Origin of the sequence: Methylopila jiangsuensis, from assembly GCF_027922305.1 — a bacterium.
GTDB classification, from domain to species: Bacteria; Pseudomonadota; Alphaproteobacteria; order Rhizobiales; family Methylopilaceae; genus Methylopila; species Methylopila jiangsuensis.
The window spans coordinates 52,434-78,454 of the sequence record NZ_BSFK01000003.1 but is presented as its reverse complement, the minus strand read 5'-3'; the positions used below and the strand labels follow the sequence as shown (position 1 = coordinate 78,454).

Genomic DNA, 26,021 nt, shown 5'->3' with positions numbered 1-26,021 from the left:
GCCTCCGGTTTCATTGGGGGGACGCCGACGAGGCGGACGTGGCGGAGGCTAGCTTCGGCTCGGCCGCCGGCTCGGCCGCGGAGCCGCCGCCGATCAGGGCTGCCTGGAAGTCGACGTCGGCGATGAAGAAATCGCGCTTGGCCCGGATCGCCGCGACGTTCGAGGCCACGTTCTCGCGGGCGTTGGTGAGCAGCTCGAAGGCGTCGACCAGCATGCCGTTGTACTGGAGCTGCGATTCCTCGGTGATGACCTTGCGCAGCGGCAGCACGCGGCTCTGGTAAGAGCGCGCGATGTCATGGCGGCCGCGGTAGGTGGCATAGGCCTCGCGGGCCTCGGAGCGGGCGTTGACCGCCTTCTCGAGCAGGCGGTTGACCGCGCCCATGTAGGTCTCGCGCGCCTTGGCCGAGCTCGCCTTGCCGAAGTCGAAGATCGGGATCTGGACCGTGACCTCGAAGCCCTTCGGGTTCGCCTTCTCGCCTTCGGCCGACCTCGCGTGGTTGGCGATCCCCGTCACCTCGAGCATCGAGATCGCGCGCGTCTGCTCGGTGAGCCCGTAGGACTGGGCGAGCTCGTCGAGCTCCAGCCGATCCCCGATGATGTCGACCCGGCGCCGGATCGCGGTCGCCTCCACGTCGCCCTGCGTCTTCAGCCGCGGGAACGACGGCAGGCGCGCGGGCAGCCTGTAGTCGAGGTCGCGGCCCCACAGGCCGAGCTGGCGGGTCAGCGCCTCGCGTTCCTTCGCAGTCTCGAGCCGGGCCTCCGCGAGCTCGGTCGCGACCTCGGCGTAGAGCGCGCCGGAGCGGGCCTGGCTCAGCTTGGTTGCGGCTCCCGTCTCGCCGAGCTTCTTGGTGAGCTCCGCCGCGGCGCCCGCCGACGCACGCGCCGTCTCGAGGAAGGCGGCGGTCTCCCGGGCCGCGACCGCCCGGTAGTACGCACGCCGCGCCTCGGAGGCGGTCCTGAAGGTCGCCGCGATCGCCTTGAACTGGGCCGCGCGGAACCCGGTCTCCGCGATCTTGGCTCGCCGAGGAAGGGTTAGGAGCTGGAGCAGGTCCGCGATCAGGCGGCGCTCGACGTCGAGTTCGCCGGAACCGACCACCCGTTCGATCGAGACCGTCGGGGACGGCGGAAGGCTGGCCTCGACGTATTCCGCCTCGGACACGCCCAGGGCATTGTACTCGGCCTGCAGGCCGCGGTTGTTGAGCAGCGCGACCTGTACGGCCGCGTCCGCCGTCAGCGGCTTCGCGAGCAGTCGGTCGACGCGCGACCGCACCACGGCCGCGTCGGCCGGGGTGACGATTTTGGCCGAGGTGGCGCCGATCTCCAGCGAGACCCGCGAGGCCACGGGCGACATGCCGCCGTCGTTGGTGAAGCTCGCGCATGCGCCGAGGGCGCCGGACAGCGCGACCACCGCCGCGGTCCTCAGAAGGCGGGAACGGATGGCGATCATCACATGCCCCCCATCGGCTTAGAGGTCACGCCCTTGTTCTGCTCGAGCCAAGGCTTCGGCTCGACGGGGCGATAGTCCGCCGTGCCGGCCGTGACGGAGGCCGGACGTGCGGACGGGACGGGAGCCGACGGATCGCCGGGGTCACGCCCCGAGACGGGCGAGGGCAATTGCGTGGAGCAGGCGGCCAAAAGCAGTGCGACGGCAGCCGAGACAAGCGGCTTCATGGAAAACCCCGGAATCTGAACGATCAAGCGCGATGGCGCCGTGGCGCCGGCGAGGCGCGCGGTCGGTCAGATGTCTCGGAGTGCGTCGACGGGCCCGGGATCCGGGCGTGCGTCAGGCGCGCAAGGACGTCAGCCGACCTACGCGGCTGACGGTCTCGGGGGGCGCTTGATGTGGACGGTCGGCCCGGAAACCGCCGCCGGGGGCGGAGCCGTGGGCAGGACGGTGACCTCGAGCGTCACGGCCTGCAGGGGCGCCATGTCGGCCGAGATGACCGCATGGCATGTGTTGCTGCAGCACGAAGACTTGGTGGAGCCGGGCTGGTTCATGTGACCCGCGCAGTCGGCCGATGCGGCCTCTGCGACCTGCCCAGGCGCCCCAACGTCCTCGGGGGCCGCGGCGGGAGCGTGGCTCGCCTGCTGCGCCTGGGCGGACGGGCTCCCGCCTCCCTCGTGCGCCTCGCCGGGCGTGGCCCAGATCGCCGCCACGAACATGGCGAGCGCAAGTCCCGCGACCATCCTGATGAGCGAGCGGACGGTCATCCGCGCACCCTCCCGAGGACGTCGACGAGCTCGGCCACCTTCTGGCGCTGCTCGTCCTTGTTCCCCGACTGGATCGCGTTCTCGACGCAATGCCCGACATGGTCCTTCAGGATCTCCTCCTCGACCCGCTTCAGGGCGGCCCGGACGGCGGAGATCTGGGTGACCACGTCGATGCAGTAGCGGTCCTCCTCGAGCATGCGTGCGATGCCCCGGACCTGACCTTCGATCCGGTTCAACCGCTTCCCGCAAGAGGCCTTGGTGCAGCACTGCATGATTGACCAAGTACCCTATTGGGGTATATCACGCAAGCGCAGATTGATACCCTCAGTGGGTATATTCGCACTCGACGGGAGGTGGCCATGGACACGCACGGACACGCGCACGGCGCGATGCCGAAGGCCTCGTGCTGCGGTGGGCACGGCCACGCGCACGGCGTCGCGGCCCCGGCGGCGATCGACCCCGTCTGCGGCATGACCGTCGATCGCGCGACCTCCAGGCATCGCGTCGAGCATGCTTCGAACACCGAGTTCTTCTGCTCGGCCGGCTGCAAGGCGAAGTTTGAGGCGGACCCGGCGAAGTACCTGTCGCCGTCGACTGCCGAGCCGGAGCCGATGCCCAAGGGCACGGCCTACACCTGCCCGATGCATCCCGAGATCCGGCAGGATGGTCCGGGCTCGTGCCCGATCTGCGGCATGGCGCTGGAGCCCGATCTCGTCACGGCGGAGGCGCAGCCGAACCATGAACTCGCCGACATGACCCGACGGTTCTGGATCGGCCTCGCGCTCGCCCTCCCGGTCTTCGTTCTGGAGATGGGGTCGCACCTCTTCCCCGCGATCCATCACCTCGTGCCGCCGTCGGTCTCGGTCTGGATCCAGTTCGCGCTCGCGACGCCCGTGGTGCTCTGGGCGGGCTGGCCCTTCTTCCGGCGCGGCTGGGCGTCCGTCGTCTCGCGCAACCTCAACATGTTCACGCTGATCGCGATGGGCACGGGCGTCGCCTACGCCTACAGCGTGGTGGCGACGCTCGCGCCCGGCGTCTTCCCTCCGGCGTTCCGTGGCCCGGACGGGGCCGTCGCGGTCTATTTCGAGGCGGCCGCCGTCATCACGGTGCTGGTGCTGCTCGGCCAGGTGCTGGAGCTGCGCGCACGCGACCAGACCTCGGGCGCCATCCGCGCGCTGATCAACCTCACGCCCAAGACGGCGAGACGCTTGAAGAAGGACGGGTCCGACGAGGAGGTCACGGTCGAGGAGATCGGCGTCGGCGACCGCATCCGCGTCCGGCCCGGCGAGAAGGTCCCGGTCGACGGCGAGGTCGTGGACGGACGCTCGGTCGTGGACGAGGCGCTCGTCACGGGCGAGTCGATGCCGATCGCCAAAGCCGTCGGCGACGCCGTGACCGGCGGCACGCTGAACCAGTCGGGCACCTTGACGGTCCGGGCGACCCGGATCGGCCACGACACGATGCTGGCGCGTATCGTCCAGATGGTGGCGCAGGCCCAGCGCTCACGCGCGCCGATCCAACGTCTCGCGGACACAGTTTCGGGCTGGTTCGTGCCCGCCGTCATCCTCATCGCCGCGGTGGCGTTCTTCGCCTGGGCCGCGGTCGGCCCGGAACCGTCCTATGCCTACGGGCTGGTGGCCGCCGTCGCGGTCCTGATCATCGCCTGCCCTTGCGCGCTCGGCCTCGCGACCCCGATGTCGATCATGGTCGGCGTCGGCAAGGGCGCGGGCCTCGGCATCCTAGTGCGGAACGCCGAGGCGCTCGAGCGGCTCGAGAAGGTCGACACCCTGGTGATCGACAAGACCGGCACGCTCACGGAAGGCAAGCCCTCGGTCACGGCGGTCGTCGCGGCTGAAGGATTCGCGGAGGACGAACTCCTGCGGCTCGCCGCGGCGGTGGAGCGCGCGTCCGAGCATCCGCTCGGGGCGGCGGTGGTCGCGGCCGCCGAGGCCAGCAGCCTCTCCATCCCGGCGGTCGACGATTTCGACGCCCCGAGCGGCAAGGGCGTGTCCGGCAAGGTCGGCGGCCGTCTGGTCGTGATCGGCAACGCCGACTTCATGAAGGCGCAGGGCGTCGAGGTGGCGTCGCTGGCCGCCCGCGCCGAGGAATTGCGGCGCGACGGCGCGACGGCGGTCCACGTCGGCGTGGACGGGAAGCTCGCTGGCGTGCTCGCCATCGCCGATCCGATCAAGCCGACGACCGCGGAGGCGATCCAGGCGCTGAAGGCCGAGGGGCTGCGCGTGGTCATGCTGACGGGCGACAACCGCACCACCGCCGACGCCGTCGCGCGCAGGCTCGGAATCGACGAGGTGGAGGCGGACGTGCTGCCCGAGGCCAAGCATGGGGTTGTCGAGCGGCTGAAGCGCGAGGGCCGGGTCGTGGCCATGGCCGGCGACGGCGTGAACGACGCTCCCGCCCTTGCGGCCGCCGACGTCGGCATCGCCATGGGGGCGGGGACGGACGTCGCCATCGAGAGCGCGGGCGTGACGCTCGTGCACGGCGACATGAACGGCATCGTGCGGGCGCGTCATCTGTCGCAGGCGACGATGTCGAACATCCGGCAGAACCTAGTGCTCGCCTTCGTCTACAACGCAGCAGGGGTCCCGATCGCCGCGGGCGTGCTCTACCCGGCCTTCGGGCTGCTGCTATCTCCTGTCGTGGCGGCCGCGGCCATGGCGCTGTCGTCGGTCAGCGTGATCGGCAACGCTTTGAGGTTGAACACGAAGCAAGTGTGACCGACCGACGCTTGGCGCCTTGAGACTTCATCGTCGACCCAGCAGGACGTAAAATGGAGCCGACGGGAGCTAGTCGTCGGACGCCCAACGATAGCGCGGCCGGCGATCGACTTGGCGACTTCGGCCAATGGGCAAATACAATTCGACGCTACCGCCATCTCTGTTAGCCTTGCTCTCCGAACGGTAGTGAGGGCGAGAGGTGGTCGCACCCATCGTCAGCAGGCGCGCGATCCTGATGGGGACGCTGACGCTGTTGCCATGCGTGGCCGAGGGTGCGCCGAGCGCCGCGGCTCCGATACGCGTCGGCCTGACGCCTGTCTTCCTGTCGTCCGACCTCGAGCTGACTGGCCTGCTCGCAGCCTACCTCGAGAAGGCCACGGCCCGTCCGGTCGAGCTCGTCACGCGGCGCACCTACCAGGAGGTGACCGCGATGCTCGTGGCGGGCCAGCTCGACGCCGCTTGGATCTGCGGCTTCCCGTTCGTCGCCCACCGATCCGAGCTCCAGCTCGTCGCAACGCCCGTCTGGAGGGGACAGCCCCTCTACCGCGCCTACGTGATCGTCGACCGGGACCGGAAAGCCGGCGGCATCGCCGCGCTGCGCGGGGACATCCACGCCTTCTCCGACCCGGACTCGAACTCCGGCTTCCTCTGCACGCGAGCGGCCTTAGCGGAACTCGGCGAGCGGTCCGAGACCTTCTTCTCGCGCTCGTTCTTCACCTACGGGCACCGTAACGTGATCGAGGCGGTGTCCTCGGGCCTCGCCGCCTCGGGATCGGTCGACGGCTACGTCTACGACGTCGTCTCGGAGCTCGAGCCCAAGTTCGTCTCCAGAACTAGGGTCCTGCGCACGTCGGAGTGGCTCGGCTTCCCACCTGTCGCCGCGCCGGCGTCCCCGCCGGACGCAGGCCGCCTGAACGCCCTGAAGGCCGCGCTCCTCGGGATGGACGGCGACGCCGATGGACGCGCGGTGCTTGCGCTGCTGAAGCTCGATCGCTTCGCGTCCGAGCCATTGGGTCTCTATGAGACGATCGCCGCGAAGGCGGCGATGGTCGCGGCGGCGGGATAGCGCCAGATGAGGCTCGACCCGAGGCGCTGGCCGATCACGTTCAAGGTTCCGGTCGCGGTCGCCATCCTCATGCTGGTCGCGGGGGCAGTGCTGTCGGAGCGGGTGCTCGACCGCCTCGGCGACATCCAGCAACGCCACCTCCGCGAACTCGCCCAGGGCTACCTCGACGGCCTGTCTTCGGCGGTCGGGCCGTCCGTGCTGAGGGACGACGTCTGGGAGGTCTACGACGCGATCGCGCGCGCGCAGGTTCAGTACAAGGGCCTCCGGCCGTCCGAGGCGGTCGTCACCGATCCGCGTGGCGCGGTGATCGCCGCCTCCGACCCGCGGTCCCATGCGGTCGGATCCGCCTTCGTACCGACGGAGTCCCGACCATTCGCCTACGAGAGCGGGTCGGCCACAGCGCGGGCTCACCGCGAGCTGTCCTATCCCGGCCGGAGCATCGGGCACCTCTACGCGACCTTCGACACGAGCCACCTCGCCGCCGAACGGCGGGACGTGATCGCGACCCTGCTGGTCACCAACGGGATCCTGCTGGCCTTCTTCGTGGCCGCCGGCTGGCTGCTGGTCGCGCGGATGATGCGACCAGTCCGCGTCCTGACGGAACATCTCGGGGCGTCGTCGGACGGCGTCGCCGTCCCGATCGCGGACTGGGAAGTGCAGCGAAGCAGAGGCGAGTTTCGGCGGATGTTCCGGGCCTACAACGACCTGTCCACCTCGATCGCGGAGCGCGACGAGCTGCGCAAGCGCCTCGCCGAGGAGGAGAGGCTCGGCAGCCTCGGACGGCTGGCCTCCTCGATCGCGCACGAGATCAACAATCCCCTCGGCGGGCTGTTCAACGCGCTTTCGACCCTGCGTTCGCACGGCCACCTTCCCGCGGCCCGGGAGGGAGCGATCTGCCTGCTCGAACGCGGGCTGGCTGGGATACGAGACGTCGTCCGCACGACGCTCGCGGTCCACCGACCCCGGGAGGGAGCACGCAACCTGATGCCGGACGACTTCGACGACCTGCTCGTGCTCGTGGCGGCGGAGGCGCGACGGAAGTCCGTCCGGGTCAAGGTCACCGCCAGGCTGGCCGCGGAGGTCGCGATCCAGAGCGGTCCCATCCGGCAGGCGCTGCTCAACATCCTCCTGAACGCGATCGCGGCCGCGCCGGCCGTGTCCGTCGTCGAGCTCGCCGTGGTCGGCATGCCTGAGGCGGTCACGTTCGAGGTGCGGGACCGCGGCGAGGGTCTGCCCGTCGATGCCGCCGCGATGCTGACCGACCCGGCGCGCATCCCGACTGCGGGAGCCGGGCTCGGGCTCTGGACCACCCGGGGCCTCGTGGCCGAGATCGGAGGCGTGCTCGAGACCGAGTCGTTGCCCGGAGGCGGGACGCTCGTCCGCATGGTCGTGCCACTCGCCCGAGACGAGGCGCTCGCCGATGTCGCTTGAACGTCGCTCCATCGGGATCGTCGAGGACGATCCGATCATGGGCGAGAGCCTCGTTCAGCGGCTGACGCTCGAGGGCGCGAAGGTGACCTGGTGGCGGGACGGCGCCTCGGCGCTGGCGGGCATCGGCGAGGAGCGCCGCCACGCCGTCATCTGCGACATCCGGTTGCCGGACCTGAACGGCGAGGACGTGTTCAAGGCGGCCTGCGGGTTCTTGGCGCCGCCGTTCCTGTTCATCACGGGCCACGCGGACATCGACCAGGCGGTGAGGCTCATGAGGTCGGGCGCGGGCGACTACGTCACCAAGCCGTTCGAGATGGAGGACTTTTTCGACCGCTTGTCCGGCATCGTGAGCGACGCGCCCACGGCCGACGGATCGCTGGGGGTGTCGCCCGCGATGCGTGAGGTCGAGGCCCTGCTGCGTCGCGTGGCGAAGGTCGGCAGCACGGTGCTGATCGGCGGCGAGACCGGGACGGGCAAAGAGGTCGCAGCCCGCTTCCTCCACTCGGCCGCCTCGTTCGACCCCGCCTCGTTCATGGGGGTCAACTGCGCGGCGATCCCGGCGGATCTCCTCGAGAGCGAGCTGTTCGGCCACGAGCGAGGAGCCTTCAGCGGCGCGACCCGCAGGCACGCGGGATACGTAGAACGTGCGGCCGGAGGCACGCTGTTCCTCGACGAGATCGCCGAGATGCGGATCGACCTGCAGGCCAAGCTGCTCAGGCTGATCGAGGAACGGACCTACACGCGCGTCGGCGGCGAGCAGCCTCTGAGGTTCGAGGGCCGAATGGTTGCTGCGACGAACGCCGACCTCGGCGCCCGGGTCAAGGAAGGCCGCTTCCGCGAGGACCTATTCTACCGGATCAACGTCGTGTCGGTTCGGATGCCCCCGCTTCGGGAGCGCCGCGACGACGTACCCTGGCTGCTGGACCGCGCCTTCGCGGAGTTCGCCGCCCGGTCGCCCGATCCGCCCCGGGGACTGAGCGCCATGGCGGAGGAAGCGGCGCTCGCGCACGACTGGCCCGGCAACGTCCGCGAGCTCAGGAACCGCGTGGAGCGCGCCACCGCGCTCGCGCTCGGCCCCTGGATCAGGCCCGCGGACCTGTTTCCAGAGCATGGGCAAGACGCGAGGGCCCCGCACGAAATGCCTTCGCTCGAGGAGGCGCGCCTGGCGCTCGAGCGCCGCCACATCACCCGCGCCCTGCAGGCGTCGGGAGGCGAGATCGGCGCGGCGGCGAGGCTTCTCGGCCTCGGCCGTACGACGCTTTGGGAGAAGATGAGGCGGCTCGGCCTCAAGCCCGCCGACTGACGTTCGAATATCCGGATTCTGGAGCCTGGCCATGTTCGGGTTTCCGAACGCCGCGGCTCCGGTCGCCATGATGGCGCGGCCGCCCTCCTTGGATTTAGAACAAGTCCGAACGCTGGCCCGCGCCCTGCAACGCCTCTCCCGCCCGTTCGATGGCACGGGCCAAAACTCGGGAGGGGCTCATGAAGAGCTGCGAGAAACTCGTCGACGCAGGTCGACGTCGATTTTTGGCGGGCGCCGGACTGGCGGCGGCCGGAGGAGCGGCCGCGGCGGTCATGCCGACGCAGGCGCAAGCTGCGGCGCCGGCCGCGCTGGTGAAGTACCCGTCAAACAGGCTCGGCAATGTCAGCGACCTCAAGCCCGACGCGGCGTTCGACGTCGCCTATCCCGACCAGGACGCGCCCGGCGTGCTGCTCAAGCTCGGCAAGCGCGTCGAGGGCGGCGTCGGCCCCGACGGCGACATCGTCGGCTTCGCCGCGCTCTGCCCGCACAAGGGCTTCTACATGAACTATCGCCCGGAGGACCGGACGCTGAACTGCCCCGGACACTTCTCACGCTTCGACTGCGAGAAGGGCGGGCAGCAGGTCTGGGGCCACGCGACCCAGAACCTTCCCCAGTACGCGCTGCGGGTCGACGAGAAGGGCGACATCTACGCCGAGGGCGTGGATGAGCTTCTCTACGGCCGCTTGTCGAACACGCTCTGAGGAGGATCCGATGGTCTACAAGCGCCAGATCGGGCGGCTGCCCATCGTCCCCGTGGACGCCAAGCAGCACAACGTCACCTGCCACTACTGCATCGTCGGTTGCGGCTACAAGGCCTACACCTGGGACGCCCGCTACGAGGGCGGGACCGACCCGAAGTCCAACGCCTTCGGCGTCGACCTCGGCAAGCAGCAGGTCCAGGATACGGAAGCCTGGTACGCCCCCTCAATGTACAACGTCGTTCGTCAAGATGGCCGCGACGTCCACATCGTCATCAAGCCCGACAAGGGCTGCGTCGTGAATTCGGGCCTCGGCTCCGTGCGCGGCGCGCGCATGGCGGAGATGAGCCACTCGAAGACGCGCGGGACGCAGCTCCAGCGCCTGACCGACCCGCTCGTCTGGCGTTACGGCCAGATCCAGCCGACGAGCTGGGACGACGCGCTCGACCTCGTCGCCCGCGTGACCGCGGCGGTGATCGCCGAGCAGGGCGAGGACGGCCTCTTCGTCTCGGCCTTCGACCACGGCGGGGCCGGCGGCGGCTACGAGAACACCTGGGGCACGGGCAAGCTCTACTTCGAGGCCTTGAAGGTGCGGAACATCCGCATCCACAACAGGCCCGCCTACAATTCCGAGGTCCACGGCTCCCGCGACATGGGCGTCGGCGAGCTCAACAACTGCTACGAAGACGCCGAACTCGCCGACACGATCGTCGCCGTCGGCACCAACGCGCTCGAGACCCAGACCAACTACTTCCTGAACCACTGGATGCCGAACCTGAACGGCATGTCGGCGGCCAAGAAGAAGGCGACGTTCGGGGACGAGCCGACCGAGCGCGGCCGCATCGTGTTCGTCGACCCGCGCCGGACGGTGTCGGTCAACGCCTGCGAGACCGCGGGCAAGGACAACGTCCTCCATCTCGCGATCGAGCCGGGAACCGATCTCATCCTGTTCAACGCCTGGCTGACCTATGCAGCCGAGAAGGGTTGGATCGACAGGCCGTTCATCGAGGCCTCGACCAAGGACTTCGACAAGGCGCTCTCAGCCAACAAGGTCTCGGTCTCAGAGGCCTCAAAGGCGACGGGCCTTTCCGAGGCGGACATCGTCAAGGCGATCATCTGGATCGCGGAGCCGAAGGCCGGAAGCCACAGGCGGCGGACCATGTTCGCCTACGAGAAGGGCCTGATCTGGGGCAACGACAACTACCGGACCAACCAAGCGCTCGTGAACCTGGCGCTAGCCACCGGGAACGTCGGTCGGCCGGGCGGCGGCTGCGTCCGCATGGGCGGCCACCAGGAGGGCTACTCGCGCCCCTCCGACGCCCACATCGGCCGTCCGGCTCCCTACGTCGACAAGCTGCTGATCGAGGGCAAGGGCGGCGTCCACCACGTCTGGGGCTGCGACCACTACAAGACCACGCTGAACGCCATGGAGTTCAAGCGGATCTACAAGCAGCGGACCGACCTCGTGAAGGACGCGATGAACTCGGTCCCATACGGCGACCGCGACGCCATGGTCGAGGCGATCATGGGCGCGATCCGCAAGGGCGGGCTCTTCTCGGTCGACGTCGACATCGTGACGACCAAGATCGGCGCCGCCGCGCACGTGATCCTGCCCGCTGCGACCTCTGGCGAGATGAACCTCACCTCCATGAACGGTGAGCGGCGCATGCGGCTCACCGAGCGCTACATGGATCCTCCCGGCCAGGCGATGCCGGACTGCCTGATCGCCGCGCGGCTCGCCAACAACCTTGAGCGCGTGTTCCGGGCGGCGGGCAAGAACGACGTCGCCGACAAGTTCAAGGGCTTCGACTGGAAGACCGAGGAGGACGCCTTCATGGACGGCTACCACGCCCACGAGGGCGGCGGAGAGCACGTCACCTACGAGCGCCTGCGCGCGATGGGCAACAACGGCTTCCAAGAACCCGCGACCGGGTTCCAGGACGGCAAGATCGTCGGCACCAAGCGCCTCTTCGCCGACGGCAAGTTCAAGGCGAAGGACGGCAAGGCGACGTTCGCCGAGACCCCTTGGCGCGGGCTGCAGGCCGCGGGCAAGCAGGCCGAGAAGGACAAGTTCCCGTTCCTGATCAACAACGGGCGCGCGAACCTCGTCTGGCAGAGCGCATATCTCGACCAGGCAGACGAGTTCGTTCAGGATCGCTGGCCGTACCCGTTCGTCGAGATGAACCCCGACGACATGGCGGAGCTGAAGCTCGGCGAAGGCGACCTCGTCGAGATCCACAACGACAACGGCGCGACGCAGGCCATGGCCTACCCGACGCCCTCGGCCAAGCGCGGCCAGGCCTTCATGCTGTTCGGCTACCCGACGGGCGTGCAGGGCAACGTAGTGTCGGCGGGCGTGAACGAGTTCGTCATCCCGAACTACAAGCAGACCTGGGGCTCGATTAGAAAGATCTCCGACGCGCCCGAGAGCGTCAGGAACGCGAGCTACAAGTCCAAGGAGTACCGGGCCTGAGGCGTCGGGCGCCGGGATGGCGAACGTCCCGGCGCCCGGCCGTCGCTCACGAGGCGCTCCTCGCCAGCAGCACGTAGCCGACGAGGACGACGGCGGAACCGAGCCACGCGATCCGGCAGGCGTTGCGGGAGGACCCGCCGACGCACGCGACGGCGTATGCAACGAGCAGTGCGGCCGCCAGCATCGCGACGGGCGCGGCGGCCAACAAGTCCTGGCCGGCGGCGTTGCGTTCGGCGCCCCAGCGGCCGAGGTCTATCGCCGTCGCCGCCAGGGCGAACGCCGCCATCACGCTCCACAGGGCCTGTCCGGGGATCCTCGACATCTCGCTCCTGCTGTGCGGAAGGCGATCCGGCGACCATCGCCGTTGACCCGGCTTCCATGCTCATATAACGATACATCGAGTTTTCTCGATATCTAGTCAAATGGTGAAGGCTGCGCATGAACGCCATGACCAAGCCGGGGGCCGGCCCCGCCGACTCCGGACCGATGACCGAGGAGGACGTCTCCGCGGTCGAGGCCCTGTCGGCGCTCGGTCAGGTCACCAGGCTGCGGATCTTCCGCATGCTGGTCTCGCGCGCCCCGGAGGGCCTGCCCGCGGGAGTGATCGCCGACGCCGTCGGCTGCCTGCAGAACACGCTCTCGACGCACCTCGCAATCCTGTCCCGTGCGGGCCTGGTCAAGGGCGTCAGGGACGGCCGCTCGATCCTCTACAGCGCCGACCTCGAGGGCATGCGCGGCCTTGTCGGCTACCTGCTGACCGACTGCTGCAACGGCCGCCCCGAGGTCTGCGCGCCGATCTTCGAAACCCTCCAGGGGAGCTGCGGATGCGGCCCCCGTCCATCCGACCGGGAGAAGAACGATGGATGCGACTGAAGCCCAGCGTCCCTACAACGTCCTGTTCCTCTGCACGGGCAACTCCGCGCGCTCGATCATCGCCGAGTGCGTGATGAACCGGGAGGGCCAGGGCCGCTTCAAGGCGTTCTCGGCCGGGAGCCACCCGCGCGGCGAGGTCAACCCCTTCGCGCTCGACCTGCTGAAGCGGACCAACTTCGACGTCTCGGGCCTCCGCTCGAAGTCCTGGCACGAGTTCGCCGAGCCCGGCGCGCCGGAGCTCGATTTCGTGTTCACCGTCTGCGACGACGCCGCCGGGGAGGAGTGCCCCTACTGGCCCGGACAGCCCATGTCGGCGCACTGGGGAATGGAGGACCCGGCAGCCTTCCAGGGCTCGGACACCGAGAAGGCGCTCGCCTTCGCCGACACGATGCGCGGCCTGACGAACCGCATCTCGATCTTCGTCAGCTTGCCGCTCAAGACCATCGACAAGCTGTCGCTGCAGCGCCGCCTCGACGAGATCGGCAAGACCCACCCGTCCGCCGCCTGAGACCCTCGAGAAGAACGAGCCGATGTCCCTGTTCGAACGCTACCTGACCGTCTGGGTCTTCCTCTGCATCATCGTCGGCGTCGCGCTCGGCTACGCGGCGCCCGGCTTCTTCCAGGCGATCGGCGCGCTCGAGGTCGCGAGCGTGAACCTGCCCGTCGCGGTGCTGATCTGGCTGATGATCATCCCCATGCTGGTGAAGGTCGATTTCGCGGCGCTCCGCGAGGTCGGCTCGCACTGGCGGGGGATCTCGGTGACGCTGTTCATCAACTGGGCGGTCAAGCCGTTCTCGATGGCGCTGCTGGGCTGGCTGTTCATCGGCTGGCTGTTCCGGCCCTACCTGCCCGCCGACCAGATCGACAGCTACATCGCCGGGCTGATCCTTCTGGCCGCGGCTCCCTGCACAGCGATGGTGTTCGTGTGGTCGAACCTCACCAAGGGCGACCCGCTGTTCACGCTGAGCCAGGTCGCGGTCAACGACGCGATCATGATCGTCGCCTTCGCGCCGATCGTCGCGCTTCTGCTTGGGCTGTCGTCGATCACCGTGCCGTGGAACACGCTGATCCTCTCGGTCGGCCTCTACATCGTGGTCCCTGTCATCGCGGCACAAATCCTGCGCTCGCGGATCCTCGCCTCCGGCGGCGAGGCGGCTCTCGGCAAGCTGCTGTCGGCGATCCAGCCGCTGTCCCTCGTCGCGCTGCTCGCGACGCTGGTCCTGCTGTTCGCCTTCCAGGGAGAGCAGATCATCGCGCAGCCGGCCGTGATCGCGCTGCTCGCCGTGCCGATCCTGATCCAGGTCTACTTCAACTCCGGGCTCGCCTACCTGCTGAACCGCGCGACCGGGGAGGCCCATTGCGTGGCCGGCCCCTCGGCACTGATCGGGGCGTCGAACTTCTTCGAGCTCGCGGTCGCGGCGGCCATCAGCCTGTTCGGATTCAAGTCCGGGGCGGCGCTCGCCACCGTCGTTGGCGTCCTGATCGAGGTGCCCGTGATGCTCTCGGTAGTCTGGATCGTGAACCGCTCGAAGCCCTGGTACGAGGCCCGCGGCGTCCGCGCGGTCGCCTCGCAGCAGAAGACCTGAGGAGGTCGTCATGACCGAGGCCGTCACCATCTGGCACAACCCGGACTGCGGCACGTCCCGCAACACGCTGGAGATGATCCGCGCCGCGGGCATCGAGCCGACCGTCGTCGAGTACCTAAAGGCGCCGCCGACGCGCGAAGAACTGGCGAAGGCCATTGCAGCCGCCGGCCTGACGCCGCGCGAGGCCGCCCGGGAGAAGGGGACGCCCTTTGCGGAGCTCGGGCTCGGCGATCCGTCAGTCGCCGGCGACGCGATCCTCGACGCGATGCTGGCGCACCCGATCCTGATCAACGGTCCGTTCGTGTTCTCGTCACGCGGCGTGCGGCTCTGCCGCCCGTCCGAGGTCGTGATCGAGATCCTGCCCTCGCCGTTGGCCGAGGACTTCACCAAGGAAGACGGCGAGGTCGTCCGGGCGGGCTGAGTCCGACTGGCCCTTAGCACTCCCGCGAGCCTCGGACGCAGCGTGAGGCCACGATCTGACGATCGGGCGGGCGCGACCCGCCGATCGGGATGCACCTCGGCACCAGCCGGATGTAGATCAGCTCGCTCACCAGCTCGACGATCGTCTGCGTGACGATAACGGCGGGCAGCAGCGGCGCCCCGCCGGGCACCGCGAAGGCGAGCGGCAGGACCACGAGGGAGTTGCGGGTCGCAGCACTGAAGGCGACCGCGCGCCCGGCCGCAGCCTCGAGACCGAACAGTCGGGCCGCCGCGAGCCCCAGCATCGGGGCGAGCACGGCAAAGACCACGTAGATCGGCGCCGCGGCCATTGCCGCCGGAAGCGCCTCGCCGATCCTTGGCGCGACGGCCGCCAACACTAGGACGAGCACCAGCGCGGTCGCCGGAACTGGAAGCAGGCCAAGCGCAGCCGAGGCCGACGCCCCGGCGCGGGACCGGGCCGCCCAGAACTGGACAGCCGCGGCGAGCAACAGCGGCAGCGCGATCAGCCCGACGAAAGCGTGCACGAAGGGGCCCGGCTGTATGAGGCCGGAAGCCGCGTCTCCCAGCATGACGCCGAGCTGGACGGGAAGAAGGATCATCTGGGCGTTCAGCAGGATCGGCGTCGAGGCAAGCAGGAGCCGCGCGTCACCGCGCCCGAGATGGGCGAAGGTGACGACATAGTCGATGCACGGGGTCAGCAGCACCATCAGCACGCCGAGCCTGAGCATGGGGTCGTCGGGCAGAAACTGGACGAGGCCGAACGACAACAGCGGGACGGCGACGAAGTTCACCGACAGGAGCGCAGCGAGGAAACGGCCGTTCTTCAGCGCGGCTCCGAGTTCGACGAGCGGCACCTGCAGGAAGGTGACGAACAGCATCAGGGCGAGCGCCGGGTTGATCGCGGCCTCGAGCGCCTCCGCGCCTCCGACAGCCATCCCGGCGATCACACCCGCGACGATCGCTGCGAAGTAGATCGCGACCTGTCGCGCCTCCAGCGTCTCCCGGACACGTTCCATGCCAATGCCTTCCATGTCAGTGGCCGCAGCCGCAGTCCGGCCTCGCGAGGTCGCCGAGGATCACGCAGTTCGACCCCGGCCCCCCGGCGCAGGCCTCGTCGCACCGCGTGACAAAGTCCGCGATGCTCCGCTCAAGCGCCCGCAGCTCCTTCAGCTTCTTCCGCACCTCGGCGAGCTGGGCCGCCGCTAGGTCGCGCGCCTCGATGCATGGGCGCTCGGGACTTTCGAGCAGGCCGACGAGATCGCGCACGCGCTCGATCGGGAACCCGAACTCGCGGCACCGCCGGATGAACGTCAGGCGGCTTACGTCGCCGCCGCCGTAAGACCGCTGGCCGCCGTCCCGACGGGCCGGCCTCGGGAGCAGGCCGATCTCCTCGTAGTAGCGGACCGTGGGGGCGTTGGTGCCCGTGAGATGCGCCAGCTCACCGATCTTGAGGTCGTTGGTCTTCATGGTCTCGTGCCCTCTTGAACCTCAAGTTACTTGAAGTGGCACATCAGTGCGAGCCGACGCCGCCGGATGGTCTTGCGGCAAGACGGCCCAGAGGTTTTCAGTCCATGACCGCCACCACCGTCCCAGTCGCCTGCACGCTCGCTCCCGGCGCCTTCGGGGAGCGAGTCGACCTGATCGGCGACCTGAACCGCGAAGCCCTGAGGACGCGCATCCGGATCGGGCCGCGGCTCGAACTTGGCTACGACCCGGCGGCCGAGGGCCGCGTCCGCGTGATGGTCGAGCGCGAAAGGCAGTGCTGCGGTTTCCTCGATTTCGAGGTCCGGCTGGACGGAGGTCTCGTGATCCTGGCGATCACGGCGCCCGACGACGGGATGGCCGACGCGGTGCTGTCGCCGTTCGAGTCCGGGGCCGACGGTGCGAAGCTGACGACGGGCACGAAACTCGCTGTCAGCGCCGCGGCCACCAGCGCCACCGCCGCGGTCGCCTGCGGCGCGTGCTGCGTCCTACCCCTGGCATTGCCCGCGGTCGCGGTCGGCATGTTCGGCGGCGCGCTGTCGTGGTTCGCCGGAGCGCGGCCTTGGATGGTCGCGATCGCGGCCCTGCTGGTGGTGGCAGCATGGGGCTGGATCGCGATCGAGAGCCGACGGACCTCCCGACGTCCGGCCCGGTCCAGCCTGGCGCTAGCGGTCGCATGGCCTTTGGTCGAGGGGCCGACTGTAAGCGTGATCAAAGGATAGGCTCGGTCTAAAATCGTTGATCTTGTCTATATCTCGATGTACGTCGACATATGGACAAGTCAGAAGTCATCGACGCCTTCGGGGCGCTCGCACAGCCGACGCGCCTCGACGCTTTTCGCCTGCTCGTGATGCACGAGCCCGACGGGCTTCCCGTCGGCGAGATCGCGCGCGGCCTCGACGTCCCCCACAATACCCTCTCGACCCATCTGGCGATCCTGGCGCGGGCCGGCCTTGTGAAGTCGGAGCGCCGGAGCCGGCTCGTCGTCTACCGCGCCGACCTCGACGCGGTTCAGGGGCTCGCCTCGTTCCTGCTGAAGGACTGCTGCGCCGGGCATCCGGAGGTCGCCGCGGCCTTCGCGGCCACGGCCTCGTCCTGCGGCGCAGCGCCCAAGAAAGGCGACCGCTCGTGACAGAACTTCCGAACCTCGACGAGGCCTCGTTCCAGCCGACAGACCTCTCCCAGCTTCACGGCCCCCGCTCGACCCATCCGCCGCGCGTCCTGCTCCTGTACGGCTCGCTCCGGCCCGTCTCCTACAGCCGCCTGCTGACGCTGGAGGCCGAGCGCCTGCTGAAGCGGCTCGGCTGCGAGACGCGCATCTACGACCCCGCAGGCCTTCCGCTGCCGGACGACGGCCCGGCGGACCACCAGAAGGTCGCGGAGCTGCGCGAGCTGTCGCTCTGGTCCGAGGCGCAGGTCTGGACCAGTCCCGAGCGCCACGGCGCCATGACGGGCGTGATGAAGTCGCTGATCGACTGGATCCCGCTTTCCGTCGGCTCTGTCCGCCCGACGCAGGGGCGCACGCTCGCGGTGATGCAGGTCTCGGGCGGCTCGCAGTCGTTCAACGCCGTCAACCAGATGCGCGTGTTAGGTCGCTGGATGCGGATGCTGACCATCCCGAACCAGTCGTCGGTCGCGAAGGCCTTCCAGGAGTTCGGCGAGGACGGCCGGATGAAGTCGTCCGCCTACTACGACCGCGTGGTCGACGTGATGGAGGAGCTGGTGAAGTTCACGCTGCTCACCCGCGACGTCTCCGACCACCTCACCGACCGTTACAGCGAGCGGAAGGAGAGCGCAGCGGCGCTGGAGGCCAGGGTCGACCTCAAGCGGGCCGTCTGAGGCGTGGAGACGGCGTCGGCGCCGCCCGGCGAGAGGATCGCGGTCCCGTTGCTCGGGATCGCCCAGATCGTCTCATGGGGCTCGAGCTTCTACCTGCTCGCGGTGCTCGCAGCGCCGATCTCGGCCGACACCGGATGGCCGCTCGCCTGGGTGGTCGGCGGGGGCTCGATCGGCCTGCTCTGCTCAGGCGTCGCCGCGCCGTTCGTCGGCCGCATGATCGACGGCTTCGGGGGTCGGCAGACCATGGCGGCCGGCTCGCTGCTGATGGGAGCGGGCCTCGCCGCGGTCGGGTCATCGACCGGGCTCGTGACCTACCTGCTCGGCTGGGCGGTGCTTGGCTTCGGGATGGGCGCCGGGCTCTACGACGCGGCGTTCTCGACGCTCGGCCGGATCTTCGGGGCGTCGGCGCGGCGCGCGATCACCAACCTGACGCTGTTCGGGGGCTTTGCCAGCACGGTCTGCTGGCCCCTGTCGGCTCTCGCGGTCGAGCACATCGGCTGGCGCGGCGCCTGCTTCGCCTACGCCTCTGTCCAGGTGCTCGTCATGGCCCCGGCGCTGTTCCTCCTGCTGCCGCGGGAGGCGCGCAAGGCCCCGACCGCCCCCGACCGTGCCGGCGCCGGCGCGATGTCGACCCGCGAACGACGGACTTTTTGGCTGCTGGCCGCGATCCTGATGGCGAACGGGGCGGTCCAGACGACGGTCTCGGTGCACCTGCTGACGATCCTGCAGGCCCAGGGCATGGCGCTCGCCGCGGCGGTCGCGGTCGGCGCGCTGATCGGGCCGTCGCAGGTCGGCGCCCGCGTGGTCGAGATGCTGGTCGGCGAGCGGCTCCACCCGACCGCGACGCTCGCATGGGCCGGGGCGCTGGTGGCCGTTGGCGTGGTGCTGCTCGCGGTCGGCGCGGGGCCCGCCGCGGTTGCGGTCGTGCTCTACGCCGCCGGGAACGGCGTGTGGTCGATCGCCCGCGGCACGGTCCCCCTCGCGCTGTTCGGCGCCGAGCGTTACGCGGTCGTCATGGGGCGGCTTGCGGCGCCGAACCTCATTGTCCAAGCGGCTGCGCCGTTTGCAGCCGGGCTGGCAATCTCGCAACTAGGAACAGAGGCGACGCTAGGCATCTTGGCGGCGGTCGCTGCAATGAACGTTATCGCGACGATCGAACTCGCGAAGAACCGCTAGTCGGCAGGTGCTGTGCTGAGGTGCGGCAGCAGCGGTGAATGGATCACGAACTGTCGAAAACCAGACTTCCAGAATGACGGTTAAGGGTCAGGAGCGGCGGTAGGGTGGCCCAGATAATCTGCCGTAGTATCCGGTTTCGGCTCAGTCGTTTTGTCAGAAAGTCGCGGCGAGTTTCTGACAGATGCCAGCCGCGATCTGTCAGGGATCTGCTGCAAAATCCTGACAGATGCCGACGGGCCTTGGCCGAGCGATCTGTTACAAACGTGCGCACAATTTTGTAACAGATCGGGCTTCGGCCGACGGTCAGTCAGCGCTGAAAAAGCTCTGGCCCGTGATCCCGGCCTTGTCGAAGAAGGCTTGGTTCCGTTCGCGAGCGTCTTTCAGAAGGTCATCCCACCCGATCAGCTCGATCGAGCCGCGGAACCCGTCGCTTGGCCTCATGACCCGGCCTCGCCCGTCCGCAGTGCGCTGCCATGTGAAGGTCCAATCGGCCATCTTCCCAACGATGTCGGCGACGATGAAGCAGTAGAAGATCGTGTTCTGATCGAGCTTGATGGGCCGACCTCGAACGTCGCTGAGCTCGCCAGATTGCAAGCGGCGCACATACCGCTCGACCTGCAATTGCGGGTTCTCGTCGTCGCTGTAGACCTTGCGGCCGGGTCTTTTGAATTCCACCAGCAGGACCTTCGAGGGGTCCTTCTTCTGGCGAAGCCCGTGGACGTAATCGAAGATCAGCAGGTCTGGCCGATCTTCGCTGCTCGCCGCTTCAGACAGGGAGGCGAAATCAACATCCGAGCTAAAATACTGCGCGAACGTGAGCCGCTCGTCGACGATCCAAAGGTCGTGGGAGGAGGCTGGCTCGACCTTCTTGCCCGAACCGGTGATCGTGCTGACCCTCATCGGGCAGATGAAAGAATGCAGGATGTCTTCGCGCTGGTAGGAGGCGTCTCCGCCCTGATCCCTGACCTTATCCAAAAGGAGCTCGATGAAGTCGAGAACGACCTTCCTGCGGACGATGTATTCCGCGAGACTTTTTTGCTCGGCGTCCTCTATCGCTTTGCCCGCGTCCTTGATGGCGGACGCAAACATCTCAGGGTCGATATCGTCGTTCTTTAACCGGGTGAGAACGGAGCGGATTTTCTCGGCCTGCCGCTCATCACGCCTGAACCGTTCTCGCGAGAGGTGGCCGTAGAGCGCATCCTCTTTCAGTTCGCCAGACGGGACCTTCTGCTGCAGCTCCTCGACATCGCCGAAGGCTACCGAAGGATACGTCGCCGTGATCGACTCGATCTTGACCCTTTGCTCGCCCTTCAGCGCAGCGAGCGGGCCTTCCAGAAACTTCTCGACGTGAGCCCAACAGACGTCGTTGACCATCCTCTCGAGGACAGCGTCTTCGAATTGGAACTTCGTCCTTTCCTGGTTCACGTTCTTATCGAGAAACGGACCCGTCAATATCGCATGAAACACTAAATTTTCATCGGCTCCAAAATACTTAAGCCCAAGTTTTGAGTCGATGCTATGCGAATGCACGGTGCGATCGTGGGCAATAAAATGTATAAAGTGCGACCCCTTAAGGTCTGCGCTGGCAACCTTATCGCATTCCATCATCGTTAATTTCAGATCGCCAAATTCTTCTGACTCGATCTTTTCAATGTCTTCCCGTCGATGAACAATCTCATTGATCGCGCCAGGGTATACGCGGCTCTCGTCTCCGACGTGGACGGTGATTTGAGGACAGCGCTTACCGATGAACGTCGGTAGGAAATGGGACGTGAGATGCTGGAAAATGAAGCTGCCCCGGCCTGGCCACTTCTCATGGTAGCCATTGCTCCGCAGCCCCTTGAACTCGGCCAAAAAGTACGGCCCCGGCGCATCTCGAAAGTCTTCGACGCTAAGATTTTTGATCTGATCGCTCAGTTCCAATACAAATTCAAACTGTCGCCTTTTGAAGCCATCTCCATCTGCGTAGACGCTGTCGATGCGTATGTTTGGGAAGCAGTCGAGCCAGAGAAGTCGCCCGACACCTTTGCCGCCGATGGCAATTTTGTTGTCAGTGTCGGTCGTAATGAACGCGTCCCAGTTGTCTTCGTCGAGGCCCAATCCGTTGTCTTCGACGATGGCTGAGACGTTATCTTTTCTCCGGTCGGTTTTGATGGTGACCTGAACCCGTCCATCTCGGGCGACGGCCTCCTGGAAGCGAGCCTGGGTCGAATGAATCGCATTGCTGATGGCTTCGAACAGCGGCTGCAGCGCGTCAGCGACGTTGGTAGGCTTAGGGAGACGCGCGATCCGCTTGACGAGGTTCGGACGCAGTGAAGTCACAACCTTGCTCCGGGGTGGCCCGGGCCTGCCAGGCGGTGCTTGTGAGGGCAACTTTCCACGCGGGAAGCGGGATCGGCAAGCCGTCCTCGACGACCGCCTCGAGCACGAGCTCAAAGCTTATGCTGACCGAACCTCAAGCTCATTCTCGCGCCATGTCCGATAACTCCCGTTAATCGGACGTCGGTTTTCTCGCCAGTCGCACTGGCGCAAAGACTACATCCAATCGATGTCTCGAACCGGAAAATAAGCACCGTTATTTTCCGGTGACGATTATTTCGCGACGCCCATTGCGCCATGCAAATCCGCGTGCATATGCTTAATGGATCGGGGGCTGCCCATCGCGGCCGACCCGCTCGCCAAGGAGGGCGATGACCATGAAGTCCAACAATACGACGGCGTACCCGCTCGCGTTCGACCTTGACGTCGATCAGAATGGGCTCAGCAAGATCGCGCGGACCCTCGATGCCGCGACGAAAAACGAGATGGGATCGGGCAAAATCGGGCTGTTCTACAGGCTCGAAGAGGCCGGTCACCGTCGGTGCGAGCCCCGCCCCGCGTGCGCGTACGCCGCTCAGATCCGCCCGGTCGACGTCGCCACCGCCAAGGCCGCGCTCATCGCCGCCGGCGGCTCGATCGAGCACGGCGTCATCGAGTGCCCGTCGCCCGAGGCGGCTCTCACTGGCATCGAGTATCTCGCCGCCGTGCACCGCGACCGCCGCGAGCAGGCCGAGGCTGACCGTGTCATCAGTCAGTTCCTGGCCGAGGCGGCGGAGGCGCGCTGATGGACGGCGACAAAGACCAGCCGAACAAGAAGGATCCATTGATCTTTGAAGAGATCAACGACCTCGAAGGAGGCTTCGAAGTCGTCAGAATTTTTGAGAGCGGCACGATCTCCTATGAATATGAGAAGCGTGGATGGCTCGACGATCACACAGCACGCCTTTTCGGTTGCGGTGATGCTGAATGACCCGCGACTGGCTCTTTGCATCAAGTGAAGAGTGGGAGGCCGAGGTCGCGCGCCGCTGGGCTGAGATCGACGCCGACAACCAGCCCGATCCCGATGATGACGAAGATGACGCGCTCAGCCGTCTGATGGCGGAGGACCTCCTCGCGTGCCAGTGACCGCGGCGACCACCGCCCGCTATGATAGCCCCCGCGATCGACTCGCGGGGGCTACTTGCATGGACGACCTGACCGAGCGCCTGCGCGCTGCCGTGACCGAGGCCTTCGGCGCGACCGCAGGTCCCACGCGTCTCGCGGTTATCGCTGGCGGACAAACCCGCCGGGCCGCCTACTGGCTTAAAGGCGAGAGCCGCGTTCCGGACGGTGTCGTCGAGAAGGTCGAGGCTGCGGTCGCGGTGAAGCGCGAACTCGATCCCGACGGCGCCCTGGGACGGCTGATCGCGGAGTGGCGTGAGCGCGGCCTCCATGACGAGCTGATCTCCGCCGCGCTCGCCAACGCCCACCTCGCAGTGACCGATCGCACGATCGATTAACCCAACGCCGGGTTGATCGTAGACGCAGAGACTCCCCTCCGGTTACATGTCTCTCAGCGCTCCCGCCCATCGCGGCGAGCGCGACGCCCATCGCGAGAGAGCTCCATGTCATCCCGAAAGACCCCTCCCCAGGAGGCCATCCAGCACGCTGCCGCTCGCCGCCGGGCTGAGCGCGAAATCCTCGACGGCCGCCTCCCGCGGCTCGACGAGCTCCTGCGCGGCTCCCCCTTCCGCAGCGGCAATCTCGTCATCGACATGACGACCTGGGCCAAGACGCTTCTGGCTGAGCCCGAGATGCTGGATGGGGAGCTCCGCGACGTCATCCACCTCATCTCGATCTCGACGTCTCCCGGCTTGCTCGTGAGCGCCATCGAGCAGCTCAAGCGGGTCGAGGCCGAGACGTCCGCGACCGACCCCGATCTCGGGCGGCAGCTCGACGACGGCGTCTGGCGCTGCCGGCTCTACCTGTGCGCGCTGGGCAAGGGCGGCCGCCAGGATCTCATCCATAATCTGATCGTCAGGCCGGCCGGCTCTTACACCGAGGGCGAGTATCGCGCCTTCGCACACGGGCTGATGTGCCGTAAGTATTTCATGGGCTTCGAGCACCCCGGCGAGGTCCTCCGCGAGGGTCAGAACGCCCTCAACCGGCTCGCGGCGCAGGTCAATCAGCTCGATCGCGCGATGGACATCCTCGACGCACCGATCGAGGAAGAGCTCGATCCCACGCACCCTGACGATGACGCGCTGTCCGACGCGATGATGGCGCTCGCCGAGGATCGTGCCGAGGTCATCCGCGCGGCCGTCCGGCCTCAGCATGTGGCGGTGGTGGTCCCGGCGGCGCCCGCGAATGCGACCGGCGCTCGCCGAGAGATCTGGCGATCATTCGAGACCATCGCCGGCAGGGCGTTGCCGCTGATCGATCGAGGCGATCCGATCGCTCATCAGATCTCCCTTCAGCTACGCTTCCCGCACGCCGCCGCCGCGATCAGCAAGCTCCTGCGCGACCTGCCCGCGAGCCCCGCGGCATGGATCCGACCGACGCTGCTGATCGGGTCGCCCGGCTGCGGAAAGACCTCGCTCGCCTGGGCCGTGGCGGAGACCATCGGTTTGCCCGCCGTCATCTATAACGCCGGCGGCATCGCGGACAGCTCGGGCATGGGCACCAGCGCGCAGTGGCACAGCGCCCGGCCGTCGGTCGCGCTCGATCTCGTGCGCTCGTGCGCCAAGGCAAACCCGCTGGTCGTCCTCGACGAACTCGACAAGATCGACACCGACCGGCGCAATGGCAGCCTCGCTGACGGCCTGCTCGGTTTTCTCGAGCGCGGCACCGCGGCGCGCTATCGCGACCTGGCGCTCGAGGTCGAGTGCGATCTGTCCCACGTCTGCTGGATCGCGACAGCAAACCGGCTTGAGGACGTGCCGGCGCCGCTCCGGGACAGGATGCGTGTCGTGCAGGTGCCGGACCCGACCTGGGCTCATGTCGGCGACCTCTCGCGCCGCATCCTCGACGAGATCGCGTCCGACCGCGGTCTCGATGAGCGCTGGATCGATGACCTCGCGGCTGACGAGCTTGAGATCCTGAAGTCGGCCTGGCCCGGCGGCTCTTTGAGGAGACTGCGCCGCGCGCTCGAGGTCATGATCGACGGCCGCGACCGGCTGATGGGGCGCGCGTGATGGCCGTCGAGCACTCCGCCGCGGTGGTCTCCCTCGCGATCGCGCTGGGCGACCTAGCGAAACGCGGCCTCGTCGATCGCGCCCTGTTGGCGTCCATCATCCGCACGCGCAGCTGTAGGCAGATCGCGCGGGCTGTCATCGAGCTCGAGTGCGCCGGTGAGCATGACCGTGCACGGGGTCTGTTTCACCAGATCTCCGTGCTCCGAGATGTCGGCGGCTGGGACGAGGCGCTCGCGCAGGCGGCCGATTACGCCCGCGAGACCTGGGAGGCGTGCGTCGCGATGATAGAGGGGTCTGCGTGAGGCTCTGGATCCTCTCCGACCTGCACCTCTCGACGCTCCAAGCGCGCGCCGGGCATCTGCCGTTCGCGATCCCGGATGCTGATGTCGCGGTCGTCGCCGGCGATCTCTGCGAGGGCGTCGAGGACGCGATCGGCTGGCTCGCGGCGACCATCGCGCCCCGGATGCCGGTCGTCTACGCGCTCGGCAATCACGAGTTCTACGGCGAGTACATCATCCAGGGGCACCGGGTCGCCCGGGCCCAGGCAGCGCTCGTCCCAGGCCTCCACCTCCTCGACGACAGCGCGGCGGCGATCGGCGGCGTTCGCTTCCTCGGCTGCACGCTGTGGACCGACTACATGCTCCAGGCTCACGGCGAGCGCGCCCGGCAGCACGATGCGATGCGGACGGCGGCGGCGCGTTTTTCCGATCACCGGCAGATCTGGGTGGACCCTGACGGCCCAGGCTTCGTCGTGCGCCATTTCGAGCCTCGGGACGCGCTCGCGCTCCACGAGGCTTCGGTCTCATGGCTCGACGCCCAGCTACGCGCGCCGCACGCTGGTTCGACGGTCGTCGTCACCCATCACGCGCCGCATCCGATGTCGGTTGCGGAGCGCTGGCGCGAGGACACGCTGACGCCGGCATTCGTGTCGGACCTGAGCTCGCTGATCGATCGCGGACAGCCGGCGCTCTGGATCCACGGGCACACGCACGCGAGCTTCGACTACGAGCTCCATCCTCTCGATGGCCGGCCGACCCGCGTGATCTGCAATGCGCGCGGCTACAGCGGCGACGAGAATCCGTCGTTCGATCCGGCTCTCGTGGTCGAAGTGTGAGTCAGCGTGTCGCAGATTTTCCGATTGACTGTGACACCATGAGTTGCCGGCGCTTCATCGAAAACGCGTGAACGCATCTAAATGACTTTCGCCGGCTAATG

29 protein-coding genes are annotated in these 26,021 nt (G+C 67.7%); 21 read left to right on the top strand and 8 right to left on the bottom strand.

All coding sequences use genetic code 11. From position 1 onward, the window contains the following. Positions 1 to 10: 10 nt before the first annotated feature. The 4 genes from PKE85_RS01010 to PKE85_RS00995 all read right to left on the bottom strand — a co-directional run bounded on the left by PKE85_RS01010 (position 11) and on the right by PKE85_RS00995 (position 2,483). On the bottom strand, positions 11 to 1,447 hold the full coding sequence (locus tag PKE85_RS01010) for a TolC family protein (RefSeq protein WP_271202931.1): 1,437 nt from the start codon (positions 1,445 to 1,447) through the stop codon (positions 11 to 13). Next, positions 1,447 to 1,698 carry a hypothetical protein gene (locus PKE85_RS01005; protein ID WP_271202930.1) on the bottom strand — a complete coding sequence of 84 codons (252 nt, stop codon included), beginning with the start codon at positions 1,696 to 1,698 and terminating at the stop codon, positions 1,447 to 1,449. Before PKE85_RS01005 ends, PKE85_RS01010 begins: the two co-directional genes overlap by 1 nt. 111 nt (positions 1,699 to 1,809) lie before the next feature. Further along, on the bottom strand, positions 1,810 to 2,211 hold the full coding sequence (locus tag PKE85_RS01000; protein WP_271202929.1) for a hypothetical protein: 402 nt from the start codon (positions 2,209 to 2,211) through the stop codon (positions 1,810 to 1,812). Continuing rightward, positions 2,208 to 2,483: a metal-sensitive transcriptional regulator gene (locus PKE85_RS00995; RefSeq protein ID WP_271202928.1), complete on the bottom strand. Its 276-nt coding sequence runs from the start codon at positions 2,481 to 2,483 to the stop codon at positions 2,208 to 2,210. Before PKE85_RS00995 ends, PKE85_RS01000 begins: the two co-directional genes overlap by 4 nt. An 87-nt stretch (positions 2,484 to 2,570) precedes the next feature. On the opposite strand from PKE85_RS00995, the gene PKE85_RS00990 reads away from it, so the two are divergent. The 6 genes from PKE85_RS00990 (at position 2,571) to PKE85_RS00965 (ending at position 11,917) form a co-directional block, all read left to right on the top strand. Further along, entirely contained in the window at positions 2,571 to 4,946 is a 2,376-nt protein-coding gene (locus PKE85_RS00990) for a heavy metal translocating P-type ATPase (RefSeq protein ID WP_271202927.1), read from the top strand. A 199-nt stretch (positions 4,947 to 5,145) separates the two neighbouring features. After that, on the top strand, positions 5,146 to 6,012 hold the full coding sequence (locus tag PKE85_RS00985) for a substrate-binding domain-containing protein (protein WP_309299062.1): 867 nt from the start codon (positions 5,146 to 5,148) through the stop codon (positions 6,010 to 6,012). Between the two features lie 6 nt (positions 6,013 to 6,018). Beyond that, positions 6,019 to 7,443: a sensor histidine kinase gene (locus PKE85_RS00980; protein WP_271202926.1), complete on the top strand. Its 1,425-nt coding sequence runs from the start codon at positions 6,019 to 6,021 to the stop codon at positions 7,441 to 7,443. Further along, on the top strand, positions 7,433 to 8,746 hold the full coding sequence (locus tag PKE85_RS00975; RefSeq protein ID WP_271202925.1) for a sigma-54-dependent transcriptional regulator: 1,314 nt from the start codon (positions 7,433 to 7,435) through the stop codon (positions 8,744 to 8,746). The genes PKE85_RS00980 and PKE85_RS00975 overlap by 11 nt, the downstream gene beginning before the upstream one ends. A 179-nt stretch (positions 8,747 to 8,925) precedes the next feature. Beyond that, complete coding sequence (locus tag PKE85_RS00970) at positions 8,926 to 9,447, top strand: arsenate reductase (azurin) small subunit (protein WP_271202924.1); 522 nt, start codon at positions 8,926 to 8,928, stop codon at positions 9,445 to 9,447. Positions 9,448 to 9,457: 10 nt separating this feature from the next. Continuing rightward, entirely contained in the window at positions 9,458 to 11,917 is a 2,460-nt protein-coding gene (locus tag PKE85_RS00965; RefSeq protein WP_271202923.1) for an arsenate reductase (azurin) large subunit, read from the top strand. Between the two features lie 46 nt (positions 11,918 to 11,963). On the opposite strand, the gene PKE85_RS00960 is transcribed toward PKE85_RS00965, so the two are convergent. Continuing rightward, positions 11,964 to 12,203 carry a hypothetical protein gene (locus tag PKE85_RS00960; protein WP_271202922.1) on the bottom strand — a complete coding sequence of 80 codons (240 nt, stop codon included), beginning with the start codon at positions 12,201 to 12,203 and terminating at the stop codon, positions 11,964 to 11,966. 152 nt (positions 12,204 to 12,355) lie between these two features. On the opposite strand from PKE85_RS00960, the gene PKE85_RS00955 reads away from it, so the two are divergent. The 4 genes from PKE85_RS00955 to arsC are packed head-to-tail and all read left to right on the top strand — an operon-like array spanning position 12,356 to position 14,797. Continuing rightward, positions 12,356 to 12,790 (top strand): ArsR/SmtB family transcription factor, encoded by a 435-nt coding sequence (locus tag PKE85_RS00955; protein WP_428981299.1) that lies wholly within the window; start codon positions 12,356 to 12,358, stop codon positions 12,788 to 12,790. Beyond that, positions 12,777 to 13,298 (top strand): arsenate reductase ArsC, encoded by a 522-nt coding sequence (locus PKE85_RS00950; RefSeq protein WP_271202921.1) that lies wholly within the window; start codon positions 12,777 to 12,779, stop codon positions 13,296 to 13,298. Before PKE85_RS00955 ends, PKE85_RS00950 begins: the two co-directional genes overlap by 14 nt. Before the next feature lie 22 nt (positions 13,299 to 13,320). Then, positions 13,321 to 14,376: an ACR3 family arsenite efflux transporter gene (gene arsB / locus PKE85_RS00945; RefSeq protein ID WP_271202920.1), complete on the top strand. Its 1,056-nt coding sequence runs from the start codon at positions 13,321 to 13,323 to the stop codon at positions 14,374 to 14,376. A 10-nt stretch (positions 14,377 to 14,386) separates the two neighbouring features. After that, positions 14,387 to 14,797 (top strand): arsenate reductase (glutaredoxin), encoded by a 411-nt coding sequence (arsC, locus tag PKE85_RS00940; RefSeq protein ID WP_271202919.1) that lies wholly within the window; start codon positions 14,387 to 14,389, stop codon positions 14,795 to 14,797. Between the two features lie 13 nt (positions 14,798 to 14,810). On the opposite strand, the gene PKE85_RS00935 is transcribed toward arsC, so the two are convergent. Together PKE85_RS00935 and PKE85_RS00930 are read right to left on the bottom strand one after the other, a co-directional pair. After that, positions 14,811 to 15,848, bottom strand: a complete 1,038-nt coding sequence (locus PKE85_RS00935; protein ID WP_271202918.1) for an arsenic resistance protein — start codon at positions 15,846 to 15,848, stop codon at positions 14,811 to 14,813. Between the two features lies 1 nt (position 15,849). After that, on the bottom strand, positions 15,850 to 16,284 hold the full coding sequence (locus tag PKE85_RS00930) for a MerR family transcriptional regulator (protein ID WP_271202917.1): 435 nt from the start codon (positions 16,282 to 16,284) through the stop codon (positions 15,850 to 15,852). 104 nt (positions 16,285 to 16,388) lie between these two features. Here PKE85_RS00930 and PKE85_RS00925 point away from each other — a divergent pair, with 104 nt between their 5' ends. Genes PKE85_RS00925 through PKE85_RS00910 form a run of 4 tightly spaced genes read left to right on the top strand, consistent with a single transcriptional unit; the run spans position 16,389 to position 19,314 of the window. Then, on the top strand, positions 16,389 to 17,021 hold the full coding sequence (locus tag PKE85_RS00925) for a hypothetical protein (RefSeq protein ID WP_271202916.1): 633 nt from the start codon (positions 16,389 to 16,391) through the stop codon (positions 17,019 to 17,021). Positions 17,022 to 17,071: 50 nt separating this feature from the next. Then, positions 17,072 to 17,431, top strand: coding sequence for an ArsR/SmtB family transcription factor (locus tag PKE85_RS00920; RefSeq protein ID WP_271202283.1), 360 nt, complete (start codon positions 17,072 to 17,074; stop codon positions 17,429 to 17,431). Beyond that, entirely contained in the window at positions 17,428 to 18,138 is a 711-nt protein-coding gene (gene arsH / locus PKE85_RS00915; RefSeq protein WP_271202915.1) for an arsenical resistance protein ArsH, read from the top strand. Before PKE85_RS00920 ends, arsH begins: the two co-directional genes overlap by 4 nt. 48 nt (positions 18,139 to 18,186) lie before the next feature. After that, the gene (locus PKE85_RS00910) at positions 18,187 to 19,314 is read left to right on the top strand and encodes an MFS transporter (RefSeq protein ID WP_271202914.1); all 1,128 of its coding nucleotides are present in this window, start codon (positions 18,187 to 18,189) and stop codon (positions 19,312 to 19,314) included. Between the two features lie 303 nt (positions 19,315 to 19,617). On the opposite strand, the gene PKE85_RS00905 is transcribed toward PKE85_RS00910, so the two are convergent. Further along, entirely contained in the window at positions 19,618 to 21,636 is a 2,019-nt protein-coding gene (locus PKE85_RS00905; protein WP_271202913.1) for an ATP-binding protein, read from the bottom strand. Positions 21,637 to 22,004: 368 nt separating this feature from the next. On the opposite strand from PKE85_RS00905, the gene PKE85_RS00900 reads away from it, so the two are divergent. From PKE85_RS00900 to PKE85_RS00870, 7 genes are all read left to right on the top strand, one after another. Then, complete coding sequence (locus tag PKE85_RS00900) at positions 22,005 to 22,418, top strand: hypothetical protein (RefSeq protein WP_271202912.1); 414 nt, start codon at positions 22,005 to 22,007, stop codon at positions 22,416 to 22,418. Continuing rightward, positions 22,418 to 22,603: a hypothetical protein gene (locus tag PKE85_RS00895; RefSeq protein WP_271202911.1), complete on the top strand. Its 186-nt coding sequence runs from the start codon at positions 22,418 to 22,420 to the stop codon at positions 22,601 to 22,603. The genes PKE85_RS00900 and PKE85_RS00895 overlap by 1 nt, the downstream gene beginning before the upstream one ends. Beyond that, positions 22,600 to 22,758, top strand: coding sequence for a hypothetical protein (locus PKE85_RS00890; protein WP_271202910.1), 159 nt, complete (start codon positions 22,600 to 22,602; stop codon positions 22,756 to 22,758). Before PKE85_RS00895 ends, PKE85_RS00890 begins: the two co-directional genes overlap by 4 nt. Before the next feature lie 59 nt (positions 22,759 to 22,817). Continuing rightward, positions 22,818 to 23,132 carry a hypothetical protein gene (locus tag PKE85_RS00885; protein ID WP_271202909.1) on the top strand — a complete coding sequence of 105 codons (315 nt, stop codon included), beginning with the start codon at positions 22,818 to 22,820 and terminating at the stop codon, positions 23,130 to 23,132. Between the two features lie 105 nt (positions 23,133 to 23,237). Further along, positions 23,238 to 24,806 carry an AAA family ATPase gene (locus PKE85_RS00880; protein ID WP_271202908.1) on the top strand — a complete coding sequence of 523 codons (1,569 nt, stop codon included), beginning with the start codon at positions 23,238 to 23,240 and terminating at the stop codon, positions 24,804 to 24,806. Then, complete coding sequence (locus PKE85_RS00875) at positions 24,806 to 25,108, top strand: hypothetical protein (RefSeq protein WP_271202907.1); 303 nt, start codon at positions 24,806 to 24,808, stop codon at positions 25,106 to 25,108. The genes PKE85_RS00880 and PKE85_RS00875 overlap by 1 nt, the downstream gene beginning before the upstream one ends. Next, positions 25,105 to 25,920, top strand: a complete 816-nt coding sequence (locus tag PKE85_RS00870; protein ID WP_271202906.1) for a metallophosphoesterase — start codon at positions 25,105 to 25,107, stop codon at positions 25,918 to 25,920. Before PKE85_RS00875 ends, PKE85_RS00870 begins: the two co-directional genes overlap by 4 nt. Positions 25,921 to 26,021 lie beyond the last annotated feature (101 nt).

What these genes read in the sequence shown, in the direction of transcription:
- PKE85_RS01010 (WP_271202931.1), bottom strand. Translation starts at nt 1,447, where the DNA reads ATGATCGCCATCCGTTCCCGCCTTCTGAGGACCGCGGCGGTGGTCGCG.
- PKE85_RS01000 (WP_271202929.1), bottom strand. Translation starts at nt 2,211, where the DNA reads ATGACCGTCCGCTCGCTCATCAGGATGGTCGCGGGACTTGCGCTCGCC.
- PKE85_RS00995 (WP_271202928.1), bottom strand. Translation starts at nt 2,483, where the DNA reads ATGCAGTGCTGCACCAAGGCCTCTTGCGGGAAGCGGTTGAACCGGATC.
- PKE85_RS00990 (WP_271202927.1), top strand. Translation starts at nt 2,571, where the DNA reads ATGGACACGCACGGACACGCGCACGGCGCGATGCCGAAGGCCTCGTGC.
- PKE85_RS00980 (WP_271202926.1), top strand. Translation starts at nt 6,019, where the DNA reads ATGAGGCTCGACCCGAGGCGCTGGCCGATCACGTTCAAGGTTCCGGTC.
- PKE85_RS00975 (WP_271202925.1), top strand. Translation starts at nt 7,433, where the DNA reads ATGTCGCTTGAACGTCGCTCCATCGGGATCGTCGAGGACGATCCGATC.
- PKE85_RS00970 (WP_271202924.1), top strand. Translation starts at nt 8,926, where the DNA reads ATGAAGAGCTGCGAGAAACTCGTCGACGCAGGTCGACGTCGATTTTTG.
- PKE85_RS00965 (WP_271202923.1), top strand. Translation starts at nt 9,458, where the DNA reads ATGGTCTACAAGCGCCAGATCGGGCGGCTGCCCATCGTCCCCGTGGAC.
- PKE85_RS00960 (WP_271202922.1), bottom strand. Translation starts at nt 12,203, where the DNA reads ATGGCGGCGTTCGCCCTGGCGGCGACGGCGATAGACCTCGGCCGCTGG.
- PKE85_RS00955 (WP_428981299.1), top strand. Translation starts at nt 12,356, where the DNA reads ATGAACGCCATGACCAAGCCGGGGGCCGGCCCCGCCGACTCCGGACCG.
- PKE85_RS00950 (WP_271202921.1), top strand. Translation starts at nt 12,777, where the DNA reads ATGGATGCGACTGAAGCCCAGCGTCCCTACAACGTCCTGTTCCTCTGC.
- arsB (WP_271202920.1), top strand. Translation starts at nt 13,321, where the DNA reads ATGTCCCTGTTCGAACGCTACCTGACCGTCTGGGTCTTCCTCTGCATC.
- arsC (WP_271202919.1), top strand. Translation starts at nt 14,387, where the DNA reads ATGACCGAGGCCGTCACCATCTGGCACAACCCGGACTGCGGCACGTCC.
- PKE85_RS00935 (WP_271202918.1), bottom strand. Translation starts at nt 15,848, where the DNA reads ATGGAAGGCATTGGCATGGAACGTGTCCGGGAGACGCTGGAGGCGCGA.
- PKE85_RS00930 (WP_271202917.1), bottom strand. Translation starts at nt 16,284, where the DNA reads ATGAAGACCAACGACCTCAAGATCGGTGAGCTGGCGCATCTCACGGGC.
- PKE85_RS00925 (WP_271202916.1), top strand. Translation starts at nt 16,389, where the DNA reads ATGACCGCCACCACCGTCCCAGTCGCCTGCACGCTCGCTCCCGGCGCC.
- PKE85_RS00920 (WP_271202283.1), top strand. Translation starts at nt 17,072, where the DNA reads ATGGACAAGTCAGAAGTCATCGACGCCTTCGGGGCGCTCGCACAGCCG.
- PKE85_RS00900 (WP_271202912.1), top strand. Translation starts at nt 22,005, where the DNA reads ATGACCATGAAGTCCAACAATACGACGGCGTACCCGCTCGCGTTCGAC.
- PKE85_RS00895 (WP_271202911.1), top strand. Translation starts at nt 22,418, where the DNA reads ATGGACGGCGACAAAGACCAGCCGAACAAGAAGGATCCATTGATCTTT.
- PKE85_RS00890 (WP_271202910.1), top strand. Translation starts at nt 22,600, where the DNA reads ATGACCCGCGACTGGCTCTTTGCATCAAGTGAAGAGTGGGAGGCCGAG.
- PKE85_RS00885 (WP_271202909.1), top strand. Translation starts at nt 22,818, where the DNA reads ATGGACGACCTGACCGAGCGCCTGCGCGCTGCCGTGACCGAGGCCTTC.
- PKE85_RS00880 (WP_271202908.1), top strand. Translation starts at nt 23,238, where the DNA reads ATGTCATCCCGAAAGACCCCTCCCCAGGAGGCCATCCAGCACGCTGCC.
- PKE85_RS00875 (WP_271202907.1), top strand. Translation starts at nt 24,806, where the DNA reads ATGGCCGTCGAGCACTCCGCCGCGGTGGTCTCCCTCGCGATCGCGCTG.